The sequence below is a fragment of the Pseudomonas sp. A125 genome (genome assembly GCF_055409485.1).
In genome coordinates, this window is sequence record NZ_JBUZVP010000005.1 from 211,678 (window position 1) to 230,642 (window position 18,965).

Below are 18,965 nucleotides of genomic sequence, written 5' to 3' on the forward strand. Positions count from 1 at the left end.
GGGCCTTATCGCCGGCAAGCCGGCTCCTACAAGGGACCGTGCGCTCTTCATTCTTTTTATGGGGCATTTCTGCCATGCACGCTATCGCCTTGCGTTTACCTCTGCTGCTGGCCGCAAGCCTGCCAATTCAGGCCTTTGCCGCCGATACCCAACTGCAAACCGTGACCGTGCAGGCCAGTGCCAGCCAGTCCGATGACGACGCCCTGCCCACTCGCCCACCGACGTCGGTGTACGGCGGTACCGAAACCAAAGTCCTCGATACGCCGCGCTCGGTGGTGCAAATCAACGCCGAGCAGTTGGCCAACGACTCGATCCGCAGCGCCGACGACCTGGTCAAATACGCCCCCGGTATCACCCGTGGCGGCGGCCAGAACGCCGGGATCGCACCGCAGTTTCGCGCCCAGGGCTCCGAAGTGTTCCAGGATGGCCAGCGCGCTTACGGCGTACGCCACCCGGCGAATTTCAACGCCTACGAAGGCGCCGACATTGTCGCCGGCCCGTCCTCGGTCACCTACGGTTCGGTGTCCGGCAGCGGCGGTTATGTGAACTACCTGAGCAAGAAGCCCGACTTCAACGAGTTCAAGACCAAACTCAGCGGCGAACTCGGCTCGTGGATACCGGACGGCACCTCGCGCAGCTCGACCAAATTCAGCGTCGACAACACCGGGCCCTTGAGCGACAAACTGGCCTACCGCCTGAGCATCACCAAGCAGCGCCAGCAGGACTTCTACGACAACGTCGACAACAATTTCGACGCCTTCTACGGCGCCCTCGCCTGGCGCAACGACAACGTACGGGTGGACTGGAACGCCAGCTACGACAACTACTACGACTACAACATCACCCACGGCTGGAACCGCGCCACCCAGGACCTGGTGGACAACGGCAAGTACTACGCCGGCCGCGCCACACCGATTATCCAGAACGGCAACAGCCTGTGGTCGCCGGTGCTGGCCTCCGGTGCAGCCGACGCACCAACGCTCGGCTGGGTGAAACGCCAGCGTAATGCCCAGGGCCAATACAGTGTGGTGGACGGCAGTTTCCAGACCGCCTCGCCCAATACCCAAAGCAACCCCGGCAGCCTGCGGGGTTGGGTGTATGACCCGACGCTGGCGGGCAACGGCGAACGCTCGCTGTCTTCGCAAACCGGGCAGCGCAAGGAAGACGAAAGCAGCTCCCGGCGCTTTACCACGCAATTGCGCATCGAGGCCGACCTGTCGCCCACCATCACGGTGGCCAACAGCACGTTCTACCAACGCTCCAAGGACATCACCGATGCCGTGGGTTCGTTCCAGGTGCAATCCAAAGACAACATCTTCGACAACCGCTTCGAATTCCGCTCACGCAATGAAACCTGGCTGGGCGGCTGGACCCTGCGCGATGACAGCAACACCGGCCTGATCTATCGCCGCGAATTCAACCAGTCGATTGCCGCCAACAACAGTTTTGGCTCCACCATCAACGCCTATGACTTGACCCAGGACCCGTCCGGCAAAAACCCGGGCGACCTGCTGGGCCTGAACGGCGCAAACCCCGCCGGCGGCAATGGTGCGTGGATCGGCCAACCCGGCGTGCCGCAATACTCCGACTACTATGGCTGGCTGAACCTGCCGCCGATGTACCCGGCCGGGCACGGCCTGTACGCCGAATCCGTAGCGCCCTACACTGCCGAAAGCACCTGGACCACCAAGACCTTCTTCAGCCAGCACAACCTCAAGTACGGCGACTATTTCGGCCTGAACATCGGCGCCAGCCGCAGCTGGATCGAGGCCGAGATCGACAATCCGTTCGTGCTCGCCGGCGGCAACCCGCGCAAGGACAGCGACAACTATCGGCTGTTTGCATTCCAGGTCAGCCCCTACGTCAAACCCACGCAAAACACCACGCTCTACTACACCTTCGATCGCTCGCTGGCGGTCAACACCGGGTTCTTCTCCAACGGCCTGGGCTGGGGCAGCGGCAGTGGCGCCAACCAGCTCAACCCGCTGGCGTTTCAGAGCCTGAGCGTGTTGCACGAAGTGGGCGTGAAGGTGGAAGCGGTGCCCAACCAACTGTTCATGACCCTGGCCGCGTTCAAGCAGGCCCGGGACCAGGCGCCAGACAGCAACAACAGCATCGCGCGGCTGGTGATCAAGGGCGTGGAAGCCACCGTGCGTTATCAGCCGGATGAGCACCTGCGCAGCGGCTTGAACCTGTCCAAGCTCAACGCCTACAACGAATTCACCTCCCAGGCGGGCTTTGCGTCAGCCGGGTTTGTGCCCGACAACGGCACGGTATTCGGCGACAACAACAGCCTCAACCAGCGACCTTCCGGGCGTTTTGACGCGGTGCAGATTCCCGAATACACCGCCAGTGGCTACGTCGACTACCGCTTTGACTCGGGCTTTGGCGCCGAGCTGTCCGGCTGGTGGACCAGCAACTGGTACCTGAACCTGAGCAAGACCGTAAAGATCCCCAACGAATACAACCTCGACCTTGCCGTGTACTACCGCCAGCCGCAGTGGAGCACCACCTTGCGCGTGCTGAACCTGACCAACGAGCTGAACTTCGTCAGCGGCCTGGCCGGCTCCACCAATACCTTCCTGCAACCGATGCCTGGCCGCACCTTACTGGCCCAGGTCGACTACCAGTTCTAACCCTCACAGGAGCCCCACCATGTCCATTGAATTTGTCGGCATGATCTTCCCCCGCCAATGGTCCGAGACCCGTGGCGTGCGCAGCCCGGATTTCGACCTCGACTTTATCCGCCACCACGCCCGCGCCCATGAACACGCAGGCTTTGACCGGGTGCTGATCGCCAGCGGGCCCGGCAGCGCCGACAGCCTGCAAATCGCCGCCTACGCGGCAGCGCACACCGAGCGCCTGGGGTTCATGATTGCCCACCGCCCGGGGCTCACTGCGCCGACAGTCGCGGCGCGAGCCTTCGCTACGCTGGACCACACCACTGGCGGCGGGCGCATTCGGCTGCACGCCATCACCGGCATTACCGCCGAGCCCCAGGAGGGCGACTTCCTGCTGGACAAGACCGAGCGCTACCAACGCACCGACGAATACCTGGAGATTGTGCGGCGTACGTGGACCGCCGAAGAGCCGTTCGACTTCGCGGGCAAGTACTTCAACATCAAGGGCGCGTTTTCGCCGGTCAAGCCGCTGCAACAGCCGCACATCCCGATCTCGTTTGGCGGCTCGTCGGACATTGCCTATCAGATTGCGGTCAAGCATGCGGATTTGTACGCACTGTGGGGCGAGCCGTTGAGCGGCGTGGCGGAGCAGATTGCCAAGCTCAAGGCGGCAGCCAGTGCCGCGGGTGTAGAGGCGCCAAGGGTGAGTTTGTCGGTACGCCTGATTTTGGGCCCGACCGAGGAATTGGCCTGGCAGCGGGCGGAGCAGATTCTGGCGCAGATCAAGGCCAACCCGCAGTTTGCGGCGGGCAGTCCGTGGCAGAAGCGGATCAAGGGCACCGGGTCGGAGCGATTGTTGGCAGCGGCAGCGCTGGGGGATCGGCATGATCGGGCATTGTGGATGCCCACGGCGACGGCTGTTGGGGCGTATGGCGACACCACGGCGTTGGTGGGCACACCGGAGACGGTGGCCCAGGCGCTGCTGGATTATGTGGATCTGGGGGTCACGACGTTTTTGAACCGGGGGTATGACCCGCTGTATGACACCGTGGATTATGGGCGGTGGATCATTCCGGCGGTGCGCGAAGAGGCTCGGCGCCGCAAGGCCGCGTAAAGACGGCCTCCGCTATCGCCGGCAAGCCGGCTCCTACACGAAACCTGTAGGAGCCGGCTTGCCGGCGATGGCGCCCCCACAGACACACCCTGAGCCAAAAGCCCGCCCCAAATCTCGACGTTACGCACTAGCCTTTCCTGCCTGTATTACCAACAGGAGGACAGGGAATGTCCACGCTTCCCCACGCCAAACACCTACGCACCGGCCGCTATTCCGAATCCGGGCAGATTTACATGCTGACAGCCGTCACCCAGCACCGCGATCCTGTCTTCACCGATTGGCGGGTCGGCCGATTAGTCGTTCATCAATTCCGTCAGGCCCACACCGAAGGTTTGGTTGACTCTCTCGCCTGGGTCGTCATGCCTGATCATTTCCATTGGCTGGTCGAGCTCAAACACAGCACGTTGCCGCAACTGATGCTTGCAACAAAGTCCCGCAGTGCGCGTGCGGTTAACGCGCACTTGGGGCGCTCGGGGCGCTTCTGGCAGAAAGGTTTTCACGATCGGGCGATTCGCCGGGAGGAAGACCTGCAGGCCGTGGCTCGTTACATCATCACCAACCCAATACGGGCGGGGCTGGTGCGGCGGGTACATGACTATCCGCTGTGGGATGCCATTTGGGTGTGAACGGACGGACGCCATCGCCGGCAAGCCGGCTCCTACAGGGTTCGTGTAGGAGCCGGCTTGCCGGCGAATCAACCCAACGACGGCGAATGCGCAAGCAACGTCTGCGTATAGGCCGCCTGCGGCTGATCCAGCACACTGCCCACGGCGCCCTGCTCCACCACCCGCCCGACCTTCAGCACCAGCACTCGGTCAGCAATCGCCCGCACCACACCCAGGTCGTGAGTGACGAACAATAACGTCAACCCGTCCCGCTGCAACTGACGCAGCAAATCCAGGATTGACGCCTGTACCGATACATCCAGCGCCGAGGTGATCTCATCGCAGATCAACAGTTTCGGCTCACACAACAGCGCCCGGGCAATCGCCACGCGCTGGCGTTCGCCGCCCGACAGGCTATGGGGATACAGCCCGGCCACCGAAGCCGGCAGCGATACGCGCTTGAGCACCGCCTCCACCCGCTCCCGCGCGGCGGCGCCTCTGACGGCAAAGAAATGTTCGAGCGGCGCGCTCAGGGTCTGGTACACCGTCTGCCGGGGGTTCAACGCCCGGTACGGGTTCTGGAAGATGTACTGAATCTGGTGGCGCAACCCCGCCTCACGCTGCCGTGCCTGTAACGGCAGCGGTAGCCCGGCATATCGCAGCTCGCCTTCGGCATTTTCCCCCAACCCGGCCACCGCCCGCGCCAGGCTGGTCTTGCCAGAGCCGGACTCACCCACCAGCGCCAGGCATTCGCCCGGCAGCAGCTGCAGCGACACGTCAAACAGCACTTGCCGGTCATACGCCACGTTCAACCCGCTGACCTCCAACAAGGCCTGGTCGGTGCGCGTATCTACGGCTGCAATCGGCGCCAGGGCAATCCGCTGCAACGGTTGGTCGTGGGGCGCGAAACACGCCACTTCATGCGCCGCCAAAAGCGTTTGCAATAACGGTTCGTGCTGCGAACACTCAGGCCGAAAACGCTCACACCGCGGCCCGAAACCACAGCCTTGCGGGCGCTGCCCCGGCGCGGGTGCATGCCCGCCAATCGCCAGCAATTCACGGCGCCCGGCCACATCGGGAATCGCCGCCAGCAAACCGCGCGTATAGGGATGCGCAGGCCGGCTGAACAACCCGGCCCGCGTGGCCGTTTCTACGATCCGCCCGGCGTACATCACCATCACCCGGTCCACCAGGTCCTTGATCACCGCCAGGTCATGGGACACATACACCGCCGCCACGCCCTGGCTTTTGCACAGGCGGCGCAAGGTGGCGAGGATATGCGCCTGGGTGGTGACGTCCAGGGCGGTGGTCGGTTCGTCCAGCACGATCAGCCGGGGCCGCAGCACGAACGCCAGGGCCAGCATCACCCGCTGTTGCTGGCCGCCGGAGAGTTGATGGGGGAAGCGCCGTAGAAACTGCGCGTCATCAGGCAAGCCGACATCACGCAAGGTTTCAATAATCCGCTGTTGCTGCGCCGCCTTGTCCAGCCGCAGTGGATGCACCGCCAGGGTTTCGCGCAGCAGGCTGCCAATGCGCAGCGCCGGATTCAGCGCCGTGGCCGGGTCCTGCGCCACATAGCCGATCAGGCTGCCACGGGCGCGGCGCAAGGCTTCACCTTCCAGGCTCAATAACGCCTGGCCGGCGATGTGCACCTGGCCACCGATAATCTGTGCGCCGCGCCGGGCATGACCCAGCAGCGCCGTGGCCAAGGTGGTCTTACCTGAACCCGACTCCCCCACCAACCCGAGGATTTCACCCGCTTGCAGGCTGAAGGACACACCGGACAGCACATCCACCTGCCCCGCCAATTCAACCCGCAAGTCACTCACCTGCAGCACCGTCGTCGTAATCTCCGCGATGGCGTTCATGGTTGTTTTTCTCCCAGGCGTGCGCTGCTGCGGCCGATACCTTCGGCGAGGATATTGGTGCCATAGGCAAACACACCGATCAACACCGCCGGCGCCAGCACGGCCCAGGGCTGCACCAGCAACCCGGCCTGGTTTTCGTTGATCATCAAGCCCCAGTCCGCCGTCGGCGGTGCCACACCGTAACCGAGGAAACTCAGGCCCGAGAGCATGCCCACGCCCCAGGTCAGCATGTTGCCAAAGTGCACCAGCAACGGCGTGAGGATATTCGGCAGGATCTCCTTGAACAGGATCCGCCGCCGCGAATAGCCCATCATCTGCGCCGCCTCGACAAACTCCTGCCCCGCCACCGCCACCGCGCTGGCCCGCGCCAGGCGGATCACCCCCGGGATAAATGCAATCGACACCGTGAGCACAATCAACCACGGCGCACGGCCCAGCATCGACACAATCAACAACACCAGGATCAAGTCGGGAAACGCCAGCGACACGTCCGCCAGCCAGGTGATCAACTGGTCCAGGCGCCGCCGCGACAGGCCCGCGAGCAGGCCCAGGGTGCTGCCGACGGCCAGGGCAATGCCGGCCGCCGCCAGCGACATCCACAGCACCGACAGGCCACCGTTGAGCAGCCTCGACAACACGTCGTGCCCCAGGAAGTCATAGCCAAGCAGCGCCCAGCCAGCAGGAGCGCCATACACCGGCCCGACCATGTCCGTCGAGCCATGGGGCGCCAGCAACGGGCCGAACAGCGCCACGGCGATCACCAGCAAGGTAATCAGCGCGCCCTTGCGGGTTTGCGGTTCGGCCAGCCAGCGGGAGATTCGACTGTTGCTCATGCATCACCTCGCGAGCGCCGCCACCATGGGGTAATGCCCCGGCGGTTGCGCAAAATCATGGTCACGCGACGGGCCGTGCGCAGCTTGGGCGTGAGCAGCACCGTCAACAGGTCGGCCAACAGATTGATCAGCACCACCGCCAGGGTGATCACCAGCACAATGGCCTGGATCATCGGCAAGTCGCGCATCTGGATCGCCGCGTTGAGGGCCGTGCCGATGCCGGGGTAACTGAAGATGACCTCGGCCAGCACCGCGCCGCCGATCAGCGTGCGCAGGGTCAGGGCCACACCCTGGATCGCCGGGACCAGCGCGTTAGGCAAGGTATGACGCCACACGATGCGCCACTGCGGAATGCCCCGCAGCCGTGCGGCAATCACGTAGTCGGACTCCAGCGCCTCGATCATTGCCGCGCGCACCATGCGCGTGAGGTAGGGCAGCGCCGACAGGCCCAGCGCCAGCACCGGCAGCACCAGGAACGGCAACTGGCGCCACAGCGACTGGTCCGGGTCGAGGATCGACACCGCGGGCAACCAGTCCATGTGCGGCATGGAAAACAGCAGCACCAGGCCGATGGCCAACAGAAAGCCGGGCGTGGCCTTGAGGAAAATCAGCAACGACAGGCTCCAGCGGTCGAGGTGGCTGTCGCGGCGCAGCGCCAGGTACACGCCAAGGCCCAGCGCCGCAGGCACCACCACGGCGATGACCCCGGCGAGCAGCGCCAGGGTGTAGCCGAAACGGCCCCACAGGAGGCTGCTGACTGGCGCGTTCGAATCCAGTGACACCCCGAGGTCACCGCTCAGGGCCGAGCCGAGCCAGCGCAGGTATTGGCGCAGGATCGGCTGGTCCAGCCCCAGTTGATGTTGCAGGGTGAGGATGCTTTGCAGCGGCGCGTCGGGGCCGAGAATCACCCGGGCCGGGTCCGAGGGCAGCGCCTGGGTGGCGATAAACACCACCAGGCTGATTACCCAGGCGGTGAGCAGGCCATAGCCCAGCCGGCCAATAAACCACGACAGCCAGGCGGGTGTTCGCAAGGGTTTAGACATGGTTCAACCACAGCTCGTCAAAGCGCCAGGAGGCGAAGGTGGTCTGTTCTGGCGTAAGGCCGCCAACCCGCACCGACGCGGCGTCCAGCACATCGCTGAAGCCCCAGATCAGCAGCCCGCCGCGTTCGTGCTGGATCTGCTGGGCCTCGTGCACCAGGCCTTTGCGCAACTGCACATCCGGCTGCGCCAGCGCCTGGCGGTACAGCGCATCGAAACGCGGGTCATGGAAATTGCTGCGGTTGTAGATCGCCAGCGGCGCATCGTTGTGCAACGCCGACGCGAGGAAGCCACGGGCCGGGGTCGAACCCGGCGAGAGTTGCCACTGCTCACGCTGCGGGCCGTTGAATACGGCGCCGTCGACCTGGGTAACGCGGACCTCCACGCCAGCCTTCTTCGCCTGCTGGGCAAACACCAAAGCGGCATTCACGCCGGAGCCGGACGGGGTCGTCAGCTCCACCCGCAAATCGGTCTGTCCGGCCTGGCGCAGCAGCGAGCGTGCCTGGTCCAGGTCCTGGGGACGCTGCGCAATGTCGTGGTTGTAGGTGGGGTCGTGGGGCGAATACAGGTCGTTGGCGATGCGTCCGAAACCGTTGAGGCCACGGCCCACCAGCTCTTGCCGATCGGCCAGCAAACGGAACGCCTGGCGCACCCGCACGTCGTCAAACGGCGGCTTGGCCAGGTTCAGGTTGAAACCGGTGAACGAGGTGCTGGGCGACACACACAGCGACAGGCGCGAGTCGGCCTTGAGCAGCGCACTGTGCTCGGCCTGCACGCCGCTGGCGACGTCGATCTGCCCGGCACGCAGCGCGGCAACCCGTGACACCTGGTCCTTGAACTCGATGATCTCCAGTTCGTCGGCATAGGGCTGGCCGGGTTTGTAGTAATTCTCGAACCGGCTGTAGAGCGAGCGCTGGCCGGGCACGAAGCGCTTGAGCTTGTAGGGGCCGGCGCCCACGGGGTTGGTGATGGGGTGGTAGTCGGTGGGCACGATGCCGCCGAAGCTGATGAGGGTTTCGTCCAGAGGGAAAAAACTCTGGCCCTGTTTGAAGCGGATTTCGATGGTGCGCTCATCCAGCTTGCGCAGCGCATTGCGGTCGATGGCGCCCACCAGGCCGGCAAATGGCGAGGCGAGTTTCGGGTCGGTGAGGCGCAGCAGCGAGAACAGCATGTCGTCGGCGCCGATGGTCTTGCCGTGGTGGAACTCCAGGCCCGGCTTGATGCGGATGGTCCATGCGCTGGCGTCGGCGTTCGGCTCGGCGAACTCGGCCAGGGCAAGGCGCGTGCTGACGTCGGTGTTCCATTCCCAGAACTTGCTGTACAGCGCCCAGCCGCGAATGATCCCGCCGCCCACCGGTTTGTGGGCATCGAGGTTGCCGGACTGGTCGCCGTCGATGATGCCGATGCGCAGGCGTCCACCAGTGGTCGGCGTGGTCGACAATACCGCTGCCGGCGCGGCACCGCTGTCACAGCCGCCCAGCAGCAAACCGCCGCCGATGGCCAGGCTGTTGCCGAGGAACACCCGGCGGGAAAATCCTTCGTTCATCAGCTACGCCTCGTGGTGTTGCACGGCGTTCAGACGCGGCACTTCAAAACCGTGGTCCAGGTCCAGCAGCGGAAATAGCAGGTCCGCCACCCGGTGCGCCTCATCGATCAGCGGGAAACCCGACAGGATGAATGCCGAGGTGCCCTGGGCTTCGTACTCGCGGATACGCTCGGCCACCTGTTCGGCGCTGCCCACCAGGTAAGTGCCGGCGGCGGGGCCAAGGATGTTGAACCCGAACAGGCTCGGGCCGAGCCATACGTTGGGGTAAATCTCCAGGTCGCGGGCCTCGGGCAGGCGGCCGGCGCGAATAGTCTCGACGTTGCGCTGGGTTTGCGGGTCGTCGCTGTGGAAATCCTCGAAGCTCACACCGGGTGGCAACTGGCGCTCGATGGCGTTACGTGCGGTTTGCAGCGAGGTGCGTTGCAGCAGTTTCTCGGCGTGGGCCCAGGCCTCTTGTTCGGTCTCGCGCACGATGATTTGCAGGCGGGTGCCGAAGGTCAGTTCACGGCCGATCTTCGCGGCTTCGGCGGCGACCTTGCGGAATTTGTCCCCCAGCTTCGGCGGCGTATTGGCGAAGCTCAGGTACACGTCGAGCAACTGCACCGAATGCTCAACGCCCGGGCCCGACGTACCGGCGCCCCACAGCGGGATGCCAGGCTTCTGGTACGGCGGGTGCCAGCCGCCCAACGGATGCTTGGCCGCCCCCGGCGCACGCGGTGCGAGCTTGACGTATTGGCCGTCATAACCCCGAGTATCGCCGGCATAGAAACCCTGGAAGGCGCGCCAGTATTCGAGGCTGAAGGCGTAGCGTTCGTCATGGGGGTAGTGCACGCCGAGGGTCGCCAGGCCCGCGTCGTTGCCATTGACCACGTTGAACAGCAGGCGGCCATTGGAGAATTGGTCAAAGGTCAGGGCCCACTTGGCCAGGACTGCCGGTGACAGCTCGCCCGGGTGTTGCGCCACCAGGAAGCGCAGGCGCTGGGTGGCGTCGATCAGCGAGGCGGCTACCGCCAGGCTTTCGTTGGGGCTGGAGCCCAGCAGCGAGCCGTAGAAACCCAGGCGGTCGCTGGCGACCGCGAGTTGCTTGAGGTGTTGGAAGTCGGTCTTCCAGCGGCCTTCGGGTTCCCATGGATAAGGGCCGTCGGGGGTGGTGAGGTACCAGAGAATTTTTACCGCCATGGGGCAACGTCCTTGAATGGAACCGCCCCTTATAGGAGCCGGCTTGCCGGCGATGACGGTGGCACATCCAACAGGAATGTCGCCTGATGCACCGCTATCGCCGGCAAGCCGGCTCCTACAGGGGTCGTGGTGGTTTCAGTCACCGTGATAAGGGTGTGTTCAGTTTTTGCGGTCGATGGCGGGGACCAGGCCCAGCGCCGTGGCCTGCTCAAACAACCCACTCATCTTCCACTGCTGGGTCAACACCCCCGGGCCGTAAGCCCGCGAACCACCCAGGGCATCCGCCAGCAATTGCAGCTGCGCACCCTCCTCCAGCAACAGGATGAATTCGGCCGTGGCGCGCAGCCCTTGCTTGCCCCATACGGTGGAGCCGCCGTTGGCTTCCAGAATCGCCAGGTTGAAGGGGTTTTCAGCAATCTTGTCGAGGATGAAATCCACTTCCTGCTGGCGGCGGTCGATGTACACCGGCAGCTCGCGCGCCAACTGGTAACGCTGCACCGGCACGTAGTGGAACGGCAGCGTGCGGTGGGTTTGCGCCCAGGCGCCGAGGTACGGCGAGTGCACGTGAGACACAGTGGTCACGTCCGCATGCTGCTGGAACAGTTTGGTGTAGCGCCCCAGGCCGCCCTTGCCTTTGCCGAAGATCACGTTGCCGGCAAAGTCGGTGACGGTGGCCTGCAGCGGCTTGCGGTAGTTCCACGGGCCGCCGTAGTTGACCGACACCAGCAGTTCCTGGCCCGGCACACGTTCGATAAAGCCCACGGTGCCATTGGCGGTGATGGTGTTGGTCTCACGGAAGACGGTGAAGGCTTCTTCGGCTTCCAGCAGCACCTTGTCGATAAAGTCCTGCAGTTGCTGGGTGATCGGTTGGGCGTGGACAATGGCAGTCATGGCAGTTTCTCCGGGTTCAGGCGCGGCGCTTGGCCAGCAGTTCATGGGCAGCTTGCAGGGGGCGCGGGTCGACCCAGTCGGCGATCAAAAAATCGCGCTCCAGGAAGCCGTGCAGGTACAGGAAGTTTTTCTGGACGCCGAGAAAATCCAGGCGCTGGGCCGACAGGTCTGGCGCCAGGGTGGTATGGAAGTCGCCGCGATAGGCCTCGGCCACCCCGGCACTGCCGGCACGGGTTTCTTCTTCGAGAATCGCGTTCAGACCCTCGCGATTGTTCGCGGCCCAGTCAGCCGCGCTGAGGGTTTGTGCGAGGAAGCGCACCACCAGGTCAAAGTGGTTGTCCAGCAAGCTCTGGTGGACGGTGATCGGGCGCGGCGTGCCGTTGTTGATGCGGTAGCGCGGCTCGGCGATCAGGTCCAGGTCGATGCCTACCACCAGGCCCAGACGCCGCGCCGCGTCGGCGGCCGAAGCCCCCTTGACGTACACCGCATCCACTTCGCCGCGCACCAGGTAATCCAGGCCCGACCACAGGCGTTGCAAACCCTCCTGTGGGTTGGGCGCCTGCTGCTGGTCATGCAGCGCCACCTCCACCAGTTGCACATCATCAAAGCCCAGGCCGGCCAGGCTCAACGCGCCTTTATAACCGTGCAGGCTCATGGCGCGGGCGATACTGCCGGGGCGGTTATCGCCCCAGGCCGGCAAGGCCAGGCGTTTGCCTTTCAGGTGTTCGGGACGCGTGATGCCAGAGTCCGGGCGGACCAGGATGGTTTGCCATTCCTCGATCCAGGTCAGGCCGATCAAACGGCTCGGGGCACCGGCGGCACGGGCGGCCAGGGCCGGCACATTACCGCCCTCGCGAAACAGCCCTGGCAGTTCGTGATCGTAGTGGTGATGGCCCAATTGACGGGCCTCTTGCAGGGTCGAGACCGGCAGGCCGTCGGCGGCGAACTCTTCACTCAGCCAGCCGAGCTTGTAGGCGATGCCGGAAGCGGTCGGCACCGGGCAGCGAGTAAACCAGATCTGCTCAAGCGCAGGCTTGGGCAGGATGGCGGAAAGGGTCATGGGCAGCTCCATTAAATTGGGCAAGGCAGTCGCTGGGGCTATTGCAGAGGCCGTGCCAATTGGCCAAAGCCCCGGCCTGCAAGGCTTTGGCCCATCCACCTGAAACACCGCTGCTGGCCTGTCAGCAGCACTGCTGCTGGCCCAGCAGTCACCCGCCCGACACTGCTTCCCCAGCAACACCGCCTTCTCGCAGGGCCCGCCAGGCGCGGTTTTTAGCGTTGGCGCAGAACTTGCTCAAGGCACCTTCAATGCCCGACATCCAGCGCAATCCCCTGTAGGAGCTGGCTTGCCAGCGATGGTGGTTAACGATGACGTGTACTGACGGGTTTACGCGGTGCACTTGAGTCCATCGCTGGCAAGCCAGCTCCTACAGGGGCTTAAACACACGGGCCAAATCAGGGGAAGAAACTATGAGTACGTTCGAACAGGTACCGGTACGCCAACTGCACAGCGAGGCCGAGGCGATTGCCGCGGCCAAAGAGATCGCTGTGGAGATCGCCGCGATCGCCGCCGACAGCAGTCAGAACGGCCAATTGCCGTGGCGCCAGGCGCAATTGCTGTCCCAGAGCGGCCTGACCGCCATCGGCGTGCCCAAGGCATATGGCGGGCTGGGTGCCTCGGTGCAAACCATCGTCGAAACCGTGCGCCTGGTCTCGGTGGCCGATGGTGGCGTGGGGCAGTTGCTGCAGATCCACAATGTGATGCTGCGGGGTATCTTCAACGGCTATCCGGATGCAGCGCGTGATCGCCTGGTGGCTGACGTATTGGCCGGCAAGCGCTTTGGCAATGCCCTGGCGGAAGTCGGTGGCAAGAACAAGTTCGCCCTCAAGACCCGCGTCGAGCGGCGTGCCGACGGCAAGCTGGTACTCAACGGCAGCAAGTTTTACTCCACCGGCTCCTACCTTGCCGAATGGATCTCCCTCACCGCCGCCTCCGATGACGGCGGCGCAGGCGTGCTGCTCAACCGCAACGCGCCCGGCCTGACGCTGGTGGATGACTGGGAAGCTTTCGGCCAGAAAAACTCGGTCAGCGGCACGGTGAATTTCGACAACATCGAATTGGACGAAGACTTCGTCTCCCGGCGCAAGGGCCCGATGAAGCGCACCGGGCTGACCTTCCCGCAGATCCTGCACGCGGCAATTGATACCGGGATTGCCTCGGGCGCACTGACGGCGGCAGTGGAGTACCTCAAGCACAACGCCCGGCCGTGGGTAGAAAGTGGCGTGGACCACGCCAACGAAGAGCCGCACATCATCAAGCAGATCGGCGAATACGCGGTGGCCCTGCGCGCGGCCGAGTCACTGCTGCGGGATGCGGCGCGGGTGTTTGACGAGCATGAACTGGACCCGGAAAACAAGGCACTACAGGACGAATTGATCCTGTCGGTAGCCACTGCTCGGGCGCACTCGGACAGCGCGTCGTTGAAGATCTCCAGCGATATCTTCTCGTTGCTGGGGGCCAGTTCATCGTTGAGCAAATGGAACCTGGACCGGTTCTGGCGCAACGCGCGGGTGCACACCACCCATGACCCGATTCGCTGGCGTTTGCACCACGTGGGCAATTACTACCTGAACGGGATTGATCCGGGTGAGTACACAGCGATCCTCAACGCCAAAGAAACCCAGGGCGCCACCACCCGCTAGGCCAGCCCAATACATGCCCGTGGCGAGGGCGCTTGCGCCTTCGCCGCAGTTTGGGAACGATCAATAACCCCCATTGAGCTTTTCATGATCGAAAGACACCCTCTTCTGCGCAGCCTGGCGATCTACCGCGAAATGCCCTGGCGTTTCGCTCTGGTCGCCGGGCTGTTCGTGGCCATCAACCTCGGCCTGGTCTGGCAACAATGGCTGATCGGCCATGCCGTCAACGATGTGAGCGCCGGCCGCGCGGTGATCCGCCAGGCTGACGGCAGCCTCGACGCCAGCCTGGGCTGGCACTGGTTATGGCTGATGCTCGCCGTGGCCGTGGGCCGTGGCGTACTGCAATACGCGGCCAGCGTGTTGTCCCTGGTCCTCAGCCAGGAACTGCTGACACGCCTGCGCGAACGCATCCTCGCCCAGGTGCAAAGCCTGCACCTGGGCTATCACTGGCAGCACGGCATGGGCGAGATGATCACCCGCACCACCCGTGACGCCGACAAGGTACGGGACGCGCTGATCACCTTCTGGCGCCAGGTGGTGGAAACCCCGCTGGTAGTGCTGGCCACCGTTGGCCTGTTGAGCTGGTACAACCCGTGGCTGGGGCTGGTACCGCTGCTGCTGACCGTCACCGGGCTGTGGATTTTCGTACTGCAGACCGAACGCCTGGTTGAACTCGACCGCAACGTCGGCGCGGCCTACGACCGAGTCAACCAGGACCTTAGCGAAGGTATCGGTGGCGTGCGGGTGATCAAGTCCTTTGCCCTTGAGCAACGCCGTGTCCAGGGTTTTGCCGAACAGGTCGCAGTGTTCGCCGGGCTGGCCCGCCAGGCCCTGGCCTATTCCAGCTCACGCATTCCGTTGCCCCAGGCAGTGGTCGCCCTGGGCCATGTGTGGATCCTGGTCTACGGCGCCCACCTGGTGGCCGCCGGCCAACTGGGCATTGGTGAGCTGGTGACCTCGTTGCTGATCGCCACCACCCTGGTATTTCGTATCGAAGGCATTGGCCGGGTAATGCAGACCTTCGCCGATGCCCGGGCCAGCGCCGAACGCATCTGGCAACTGCTGGATGCCCCGGCGGGCATCCGCAGTGGCAGCGCCACCCTGCCCGCTTCGCCCCTGGGGCTGCGCCTGGAACACGTCAGCGTCAGCACGCCCGGGGGTGGCCGCGACATTCTGCACGACTGCTCGCTGGCCCTGGAGCCCGGCGAAATCGTCGCGCTGGTGGGCGCCACCGGCACCGGGAAAAGTCTGCTGGCCAGCCTGCTACCGCGTCTCACCGATGTGAGCGCCGGGCGCCTGTTACTCGGCAATGACGACGCGGGTTGGCAAGACATTCGCAACCTTGACCTCGGCACGCTGCGCCAACGGGTGCACGTGGTGCCGCAAGAGAGCTTTCTGTTTGCCGGCAGCCTCGCCGCCAACCTGCGCCTGACCGCACCCGACGCCACCGAGGAACAACTGCACGACGCCCTGCGCTTCGCCGCCGCCGACGACATCCTGCAGCGCCTGCCCCACGGCCTCGCCACACCGCTGGGTGATCGCGGCGTGACCTTATCCGGCGGCCAGCGCCAGCGCCTGTGCCTGGCCCGGGCGTTGCTCGGCAAACCAGACATCCTGTGCCTGGATGACGCCACCAGTGCCCTCGACGCCATCAGCGAACGCCACGTGCTGAACAACCTGCGGGAACTGCATGGCACCACGGTGCTGGTGATCTCCAGCAAGTTGTCGACCATCCTCCTGGCCGACCGGGTGCTGATGCTGGCGAACGGCAAAATCGCCGCCGCCGGGCCACACGCCGAGCTGCAACACAGCAACCCACACTACCGCGACCTGCTGGGGATCGACCATGGCTAATCCAATCGCCGGCAAAGCCTTGAGCGATATCGAAATTGAAGAAATGCTCGCAAAAAGGGCCCTCGATCGCAGCATGTTCAAGCGTTTGCTACCGCTGCTCAGGCCAATCCGCCGCTCGATTTTAGCGGTTATTGGCCTTGAATTATTGCTTGTATTCACAGTGTTTTTGCGGCCCTTGTTCGTGCGTGAACTGCTGGACCGGGGCTTGATTCAGCAGGCCGATCACTGGCTGCTGGACGAGCGCCTGGTGCTGTGGCTGGGCCTCGGGTTGGCCGCCAGTTGGCTGGTGCGGTTCCTGTTGGCTGGCGTCTCGCAGTTTGTCGCAGGAAGCGCGGCGATCCGCGTGCTCAATGCGCTGCGGGTGCAGGTGTTTGCGCATGTTCAAGGCTTGAGCGTGAGCTACTTCGACCAGACCCGCGCCGGGCGGATTATTTCCCGGGTTGACCGCGACGTGGATGCCCTCGAACCCCTGGTAATCCAGGGCCCGCCGGAACTGCTCGGGGCCTTGCTGCGCTGTGGCCTGGCGTCGGTGATGCTGTGGCGCATCGACCCGCGCTTTTTCCTCAGCCTGGTGGCCACCGTACCGCTGCTGGTGCTGGCCACGTGGAGTTTCAAGCGGATCTCCCAACGCAACTGGGCCAGCGTTGCGGAAAACCGCAGCCGCTTCACCGCGCACCTGGTGGAAAGCGTCAGTGGCGCGCGGATGCTGCAGCAGTGTGCCCAGGAGGCGCCGAACCTGCTGCGTTATCGCGGGCTGCTGGATGATTTCAACCATGCGTTGATTCGCGGCAGCCTGCGCTCGGGGTGGTTTGCGCCCTTTACCGCGCTGCTGAGTTCTGCGGGAATCGCCTTATTGCTGCTGGTAGGTGGCTATGGGCTGGCGGCGGGAGAGGTATCGGTCGGCCAGGTGGCGGAGAGTTTGTTCTACGTGTTTTTGTTCCTGGGGCCGTTGCAGGAGCTGTCGGACTTGTTTGAGCGTTACGCCACCGGCTCGGCGTCGGCGCAGCGGATTTTTCTGTTGCTCGATACCCAGGCGCAGATCACCGACAGCCCAACGCCGCGCCATCTGGGACGGGCACGGGGCGAGGTGCGGTTTGAGCAGGTGGATTTCAGCTATGTGCCAAGTGCGCAGGCGCCGGTGATCAATGGACTGGATTTGCATATTCCGGCGGGAGAGGTGTTGGCGATTGTGGGCCCGTCGGGGCATGGCAAAAGCACGCTGGTGCAGTTGCTGACGCGGTTTTACGAGGTGCAGTCGGGTGCGGTGCGGCTCGATGGTATCGATGTGCGTGAACTGACTCAGCATGCGTTGCGGCGCAATGTCGCAGTGGTGTTGCAGGACAATGTGTTGTTCAGCGGGAGCATTCTGGACAACTTGCGGCTGGCGGCGCCGTTGGCGCAAGACCCGACGCTGATCGCGGCGGCCCGGGAGCTGGGGGCGGATGAGGTGTTGGAGCGGTTGCCGCATCAGTACCACACGGAGGTTGGGCCGTTGGGGGCGCATTTGAGCCATGGGCAGCGGCAGCTTGTTTGCCTGGTGCGGGCGTATTTGGCGGACCCGGCGGTGCTGGTGCTGGATGAGGCGACTTCGGCGGTGGATATTCACACGGAGCGGCGCATTCAGCGGGCGTTGCGCAGGCTGTGCGAAGGCCGGACGGCGATCATCATTGCCCATCGGTTGGCGACAATCCGGGATGCGGACCGGATTGCTGTGGTGAGGCATGGGCAGGTCGTTGAGCTTGGAGCGCATGATGCGTTGATCGAGCGTGGGGGGGCTTATGCGGCGTTGTATCAGACGTATTTGCGGAGTGCCCGGGCGGGGGATTTGGTTGTCGGGTGATTGGGGGGGGCATATCCGTTGCTGCGGTCAGGGCCGCTATTGGTTCCGCTCTTACAGCGGCTCACTTTTGAAAAGCGCAAAAGTAAGCAAAACGCTCTTGCCCCACCACTCGGCACCTCGCCTAGGCTCGGTGTGCCCTCAGCTCCGGCATTACTCCGCGGGCCGCCGCGACGGGGCGTCCCTGCCCCGTCGCGGCTAAACCGGCGTCCTGCCGGTTTACCCGCTCCGTAATACCTGCGTTCGGCCAGCGTGGTTTAACGGGGCGCCTAAGATCAAGATCAAGATCAAAAGCAAGATCAAGAACACAGCGGCCTGAAAGCCGACCTGAGTGTTAGAAGCAACAGAAAAATCAAAAGCGGCACGGTCAAAAGTAGGAGCTGGCTTGCCGGCGATGGCATCACCTCGGTTTACCTGCAAGACCGAGTTGTCTGCATCGCCGGCAAGCCAGCTCCTACAGAAAAGCGCTTTGCTTTTAACACTCAGGTCGGCTTTCAGGCCGCCGTGCTCTTGCTTTTGATCTTGTTCTTGATCTGACTGCCCCACTCAGTCCGAGGCCGAACGCAGGTATTGCGGAGCGGGTAAACCGGCAGGACGCCGGTTTAGCCGCGCCGGGCCATGGATGGCCCGTCGCGGCGGCCCGCTTCGCGGTGCCGGAGTGAGGGAACGCCGAGCCACAGCGAGGCGCCGACAGGCGGGGCAGAGCGCTTTGGTTACTTTGCCGCTTTTGCAAAGTGACTCGCTGTAAGAGCGAAACCAATAGCGGCCCTGACCGCAACAACGGATATGTACACAAAGTGCTTCACCTACAGCACCCACTGCTGACCCAGTGTTGCTACAGACGCACCCCCCACCCCAAAAAAACCAAAAAAACCCG

The 18,965-nt window shown here is 64.0% G+C and carries 13 protein-coding genes; 6 read left to right on the plus strand and 7 right to left on the minus strand.

Annotated features, from left to right (window positions below; translation table 11 throughout):
• Positions 1-74 precede the first annotated feature (74 nt).
• The 3 genes from ACZRN6_RS09300 (at position 75) to ACZRN6_RS09310 (ending at position 4,361) form a co-directional block, all read left to right on the plus strand.
• Entirely contained in the window at positions 75-2,636 is a 2,562-nt protein-coding gene (locus ACZRN6_RS09300; protein WP_464007782.1) for a TonB-dependent receptor plug domain-containing protein, read from the plus strand.
• A 19-nt stretch (positions 2,637-2,655) separates the two neighbouring features.
• Positions 2,656-3,735 (plus strand): LLM class flavin-dependent oxidoreductase, encoded by a 1,080-nt coding sequence (locus ACZRN6_RS09305; protein ID WP_464007783.1) that lies wholly within the window; start codon positions 2,656-2,658, stop codon positions 3,733-3,735.
• A 167-nt stretch (positions 3,736-3,902) separates the two neighbouring features.
• Positions 3,903-4,361 carry an REP-associated tyrosine transposase gene (locus ACZRN6_RS09310; protein ID WP_322145523.1) on the plus strand — a complete coding sequence of 153 codons (459 nt, stop codon included), beginning with the start codon at positions 3,903-3,905 and terminating at the stop codon, positions 4,359-4,361.
• 68 nt (positions 4,362-4,429) lie between these two features.
• On the opposite strand, the gene ACZRN6_RS09315 is transcribed toward ACZRN6_RS09310, so the two are convergent.
• From ACZRN6_RS09315 to ACZRN6_RS09345, 7 genes are all read right to left on the minus strand, one after another.
• Entirely contained in the window at positions 4,430-6,208 is a 1,779-nt protein-coding gene (locus ACZRN6_RS09315; protein WP_464007784.1) for a dipeptide ABC transporter ATP-binding protein, read from the minus strand.
• Positions 6,205-7,041, minus strand: coding sequence for an ABC transporter permease (locus ACZRN6_RS09320; protein ID WP_464007785.1), 837 nt, complete (start codon positions 7,039-7,041; stop codon positions 6,205-6,207). Before ACZRN6_RS09320 ends, ACZRN6_RS09315 begins: the two co-directional genes overlap by 4 nt.
• The gene (locus tag ACZRN6_RS09325) at positions 7,038-8,084 is read right to left on the minus strand and encodes an ABC transporter permease (RefSeq protein WP_322145526.1); all 1,047 of its coding nucleotides are present in this window, start codon (positions 8,082-8,084) and stop codon (positions 7,038-7,040) included. Before ACZRN6_RS09325 ends, ACZRN6_RS09320 begins: the two co-directional genes overlap by 4 nt.
• Positions 8,077-9,627, minus strand: a complete 1,551-nt coding sequence (locus ACZRN6_RS09330; RefSeq protein WP_464007786.1) for an ABC transporter substrate-binding protein — start codon at positions 9,625-9,627, stop codon at positions 8,077-8,079. Before ACZRN6_RS09330 ends, ACZRN6_RS09325 begins: the two co-directional genes overlap by 8 nt.
• Before the next feature lie 3 nt (positions 9,628-9,630).
• Positions 9,631-10,806, minus strand: a complete 1,176-nt coding sequence (locus ACZRN6_RS09335) for an LLM class flavin-dependent oxidoreductase (RefSeq protein WP_464007787.1) — start codon at positions 10,804-10,806, stop codon at positions 9,631-9,633.
• Positions 10,807-10,965: 159 nt separating this feature from the next.
• Entirely contained in the window at positions 10,966-11,697 is a 732-nt protein-coding gene (locus tag ACZRN6_RS09340) for a class II aldolase/adducin family protein (RefSeq protein ID WP_322145529.1), read from the minus strand.
• A 16-nt stretch (positions 11,698-11,713) separates the two neighbouring features.
• Positions 11,714-12,757, minus strand: a complete 1,044-nt coding sequence (locus ACZRN6_RS09345; protein ID WP_322145530.1) for an ABC transporter substrate-binding protein — start codon at positions 12,755-12,757, stop codon at positions 11,714-11,716.
• A gap of 410 nt (positions 12,758-13,167) precedes the next feature.
• Between ACZRN6_RS09345 and ACZRN6_RS09350 the strand changes: the two genes are divergently transcribed.
• From ACZRN6_RS09350 to ACZRN6_RS09360, 3 genes are all read left to right on the plus strand, one after another.
• Positions 13,168-14,400: an acyl-CoA dehydrogenase family protein gene (locus tag ACZRN6_RS09350; RefSeq protein WP_464007788.1), complete on the plus strand. Its 1,233-nt coding sequence runs from the start codon at positions 13,168-13,170 to the stop codon at positions 14,398-14,400.
• An 84-nt stretch (positions 14,401-14,484) separates the two neighbouring features.
• A complete protein-coding gene (locus ACZRN6_RS09355) occupies positions 14,485-16,251 on the plus strand; it encodes an ABC transporter ATP-binding protein (RefSeq protein WP_464007789.1) in 1,767 nt (588 codons plus the stop codon).
• Positions 16,244-18,091, plus strand: a complete 1,848-nt coding sequence (locus ACZRN6_RS09360) for an ABC transporter ATP-binding protein (protein ID WP_464007790.1) — start codon at positions 16,244-16,246, stop codon at positions 18,089-18,091. Before ACZRN6_RS09355 ends, ACZRN6_RS09360 begins: the two co-directional genes overlap by 8 nt.
• The last annotated feature ends 874 nt before the right edge of the window (positions 18,092-18,965 follow it).

Coding starts and splice junctions, on each gene's coding strand:
- ACZRN6_RS09300 (WP_464007782.1), top strand. CDS start 75: ATGCACGCTATCGCCTTGCGTTTACCTCTGCTGCTGGCCGCAAGCCTG.
- ACZRN6_RS09305 (WP_464007783.1), top strand. CDS start 2,656: ATGTCCATTGAATTTGTCGGCATGATCTTCCCCCGCCAATGGTCCGAG.
- ACZRN6_RS09310 (WP_322145523.1), top strand. CDS start 3,903: ATGTCCACGCTTCCCCACGCCAAACACCTACGCACCGGCCGCTATTCC.
- ACZRN6_RS09315 (WP_464007784.1), bottom strand. CDS start 6,208: ATGAACGCCATCGCGGAGATTACGACGACGGTGCTGCAGGTGAGTGAC.
- ACZRN6_RS09320 (WP_464007785.1), bottom strand. CDS start 7,041: ATGAGCAACAGTCGAATCTCCCGCTGGCTGGCCGAACCGCAAACCCGC.
- ACZRN6_RS09325 (WP_322145526.1), bottom strand. CDS start 8,084: ATGTCTAAACCCTTGCGAACACCCGCCTGGCTGTCGTGGTTTATTGGC.
- ACZRN6_RS09330 (WP_464007786.1), bottom strand. CDS start 9,627: ATGAACGAAGGATTTTCCCGCCGGGTGTTCCTCGGCAACAGCCTGGCC.
- ACZRN6_RS09335 (WP_464007787.1), bottom strand. CDS start 10,806: ATGGCGGTAAAAATTCTCTGGTACCTCACCACCCCCGACGGCCCTTAT.
- ACZRN6_RS09340 (WP_322145529.1), bottom strand. CDS start 11,697: ATGACTGCCATTGTCCACGCCCAACCGATCACCCAGCAACTGCAGGAC.
- ACZRN6_RS09345 (WP_322145530.1), bottom strand. CDS start 12,757: ATGACCCTTTCCGCCATCCTGCCCAAGCCTGCGCTTGAGCAGATCTGG.
- ACZRN6_RS09350 (WP_464007788.1), top strand. CDS start 13,168: ATGAGTACGTTCGAACAGGTACCGGTACGCCAACTGCACAGCGAGGCC.
- ACZRN6_RS09355 (WP_464007789.1), top strand. CDS start 14,485: ATGATCGAAAGACACCCTCTTCTGCGCAGCCTGGCGATCTACCGCGAA.
- ACZRN6_RS09360 (WP_464007790.1), top strand. CDS start 16,244: ATGGCTAATCCAATCGCCGGCAAAGCCTTGAGCGATATCGAAATTGAA.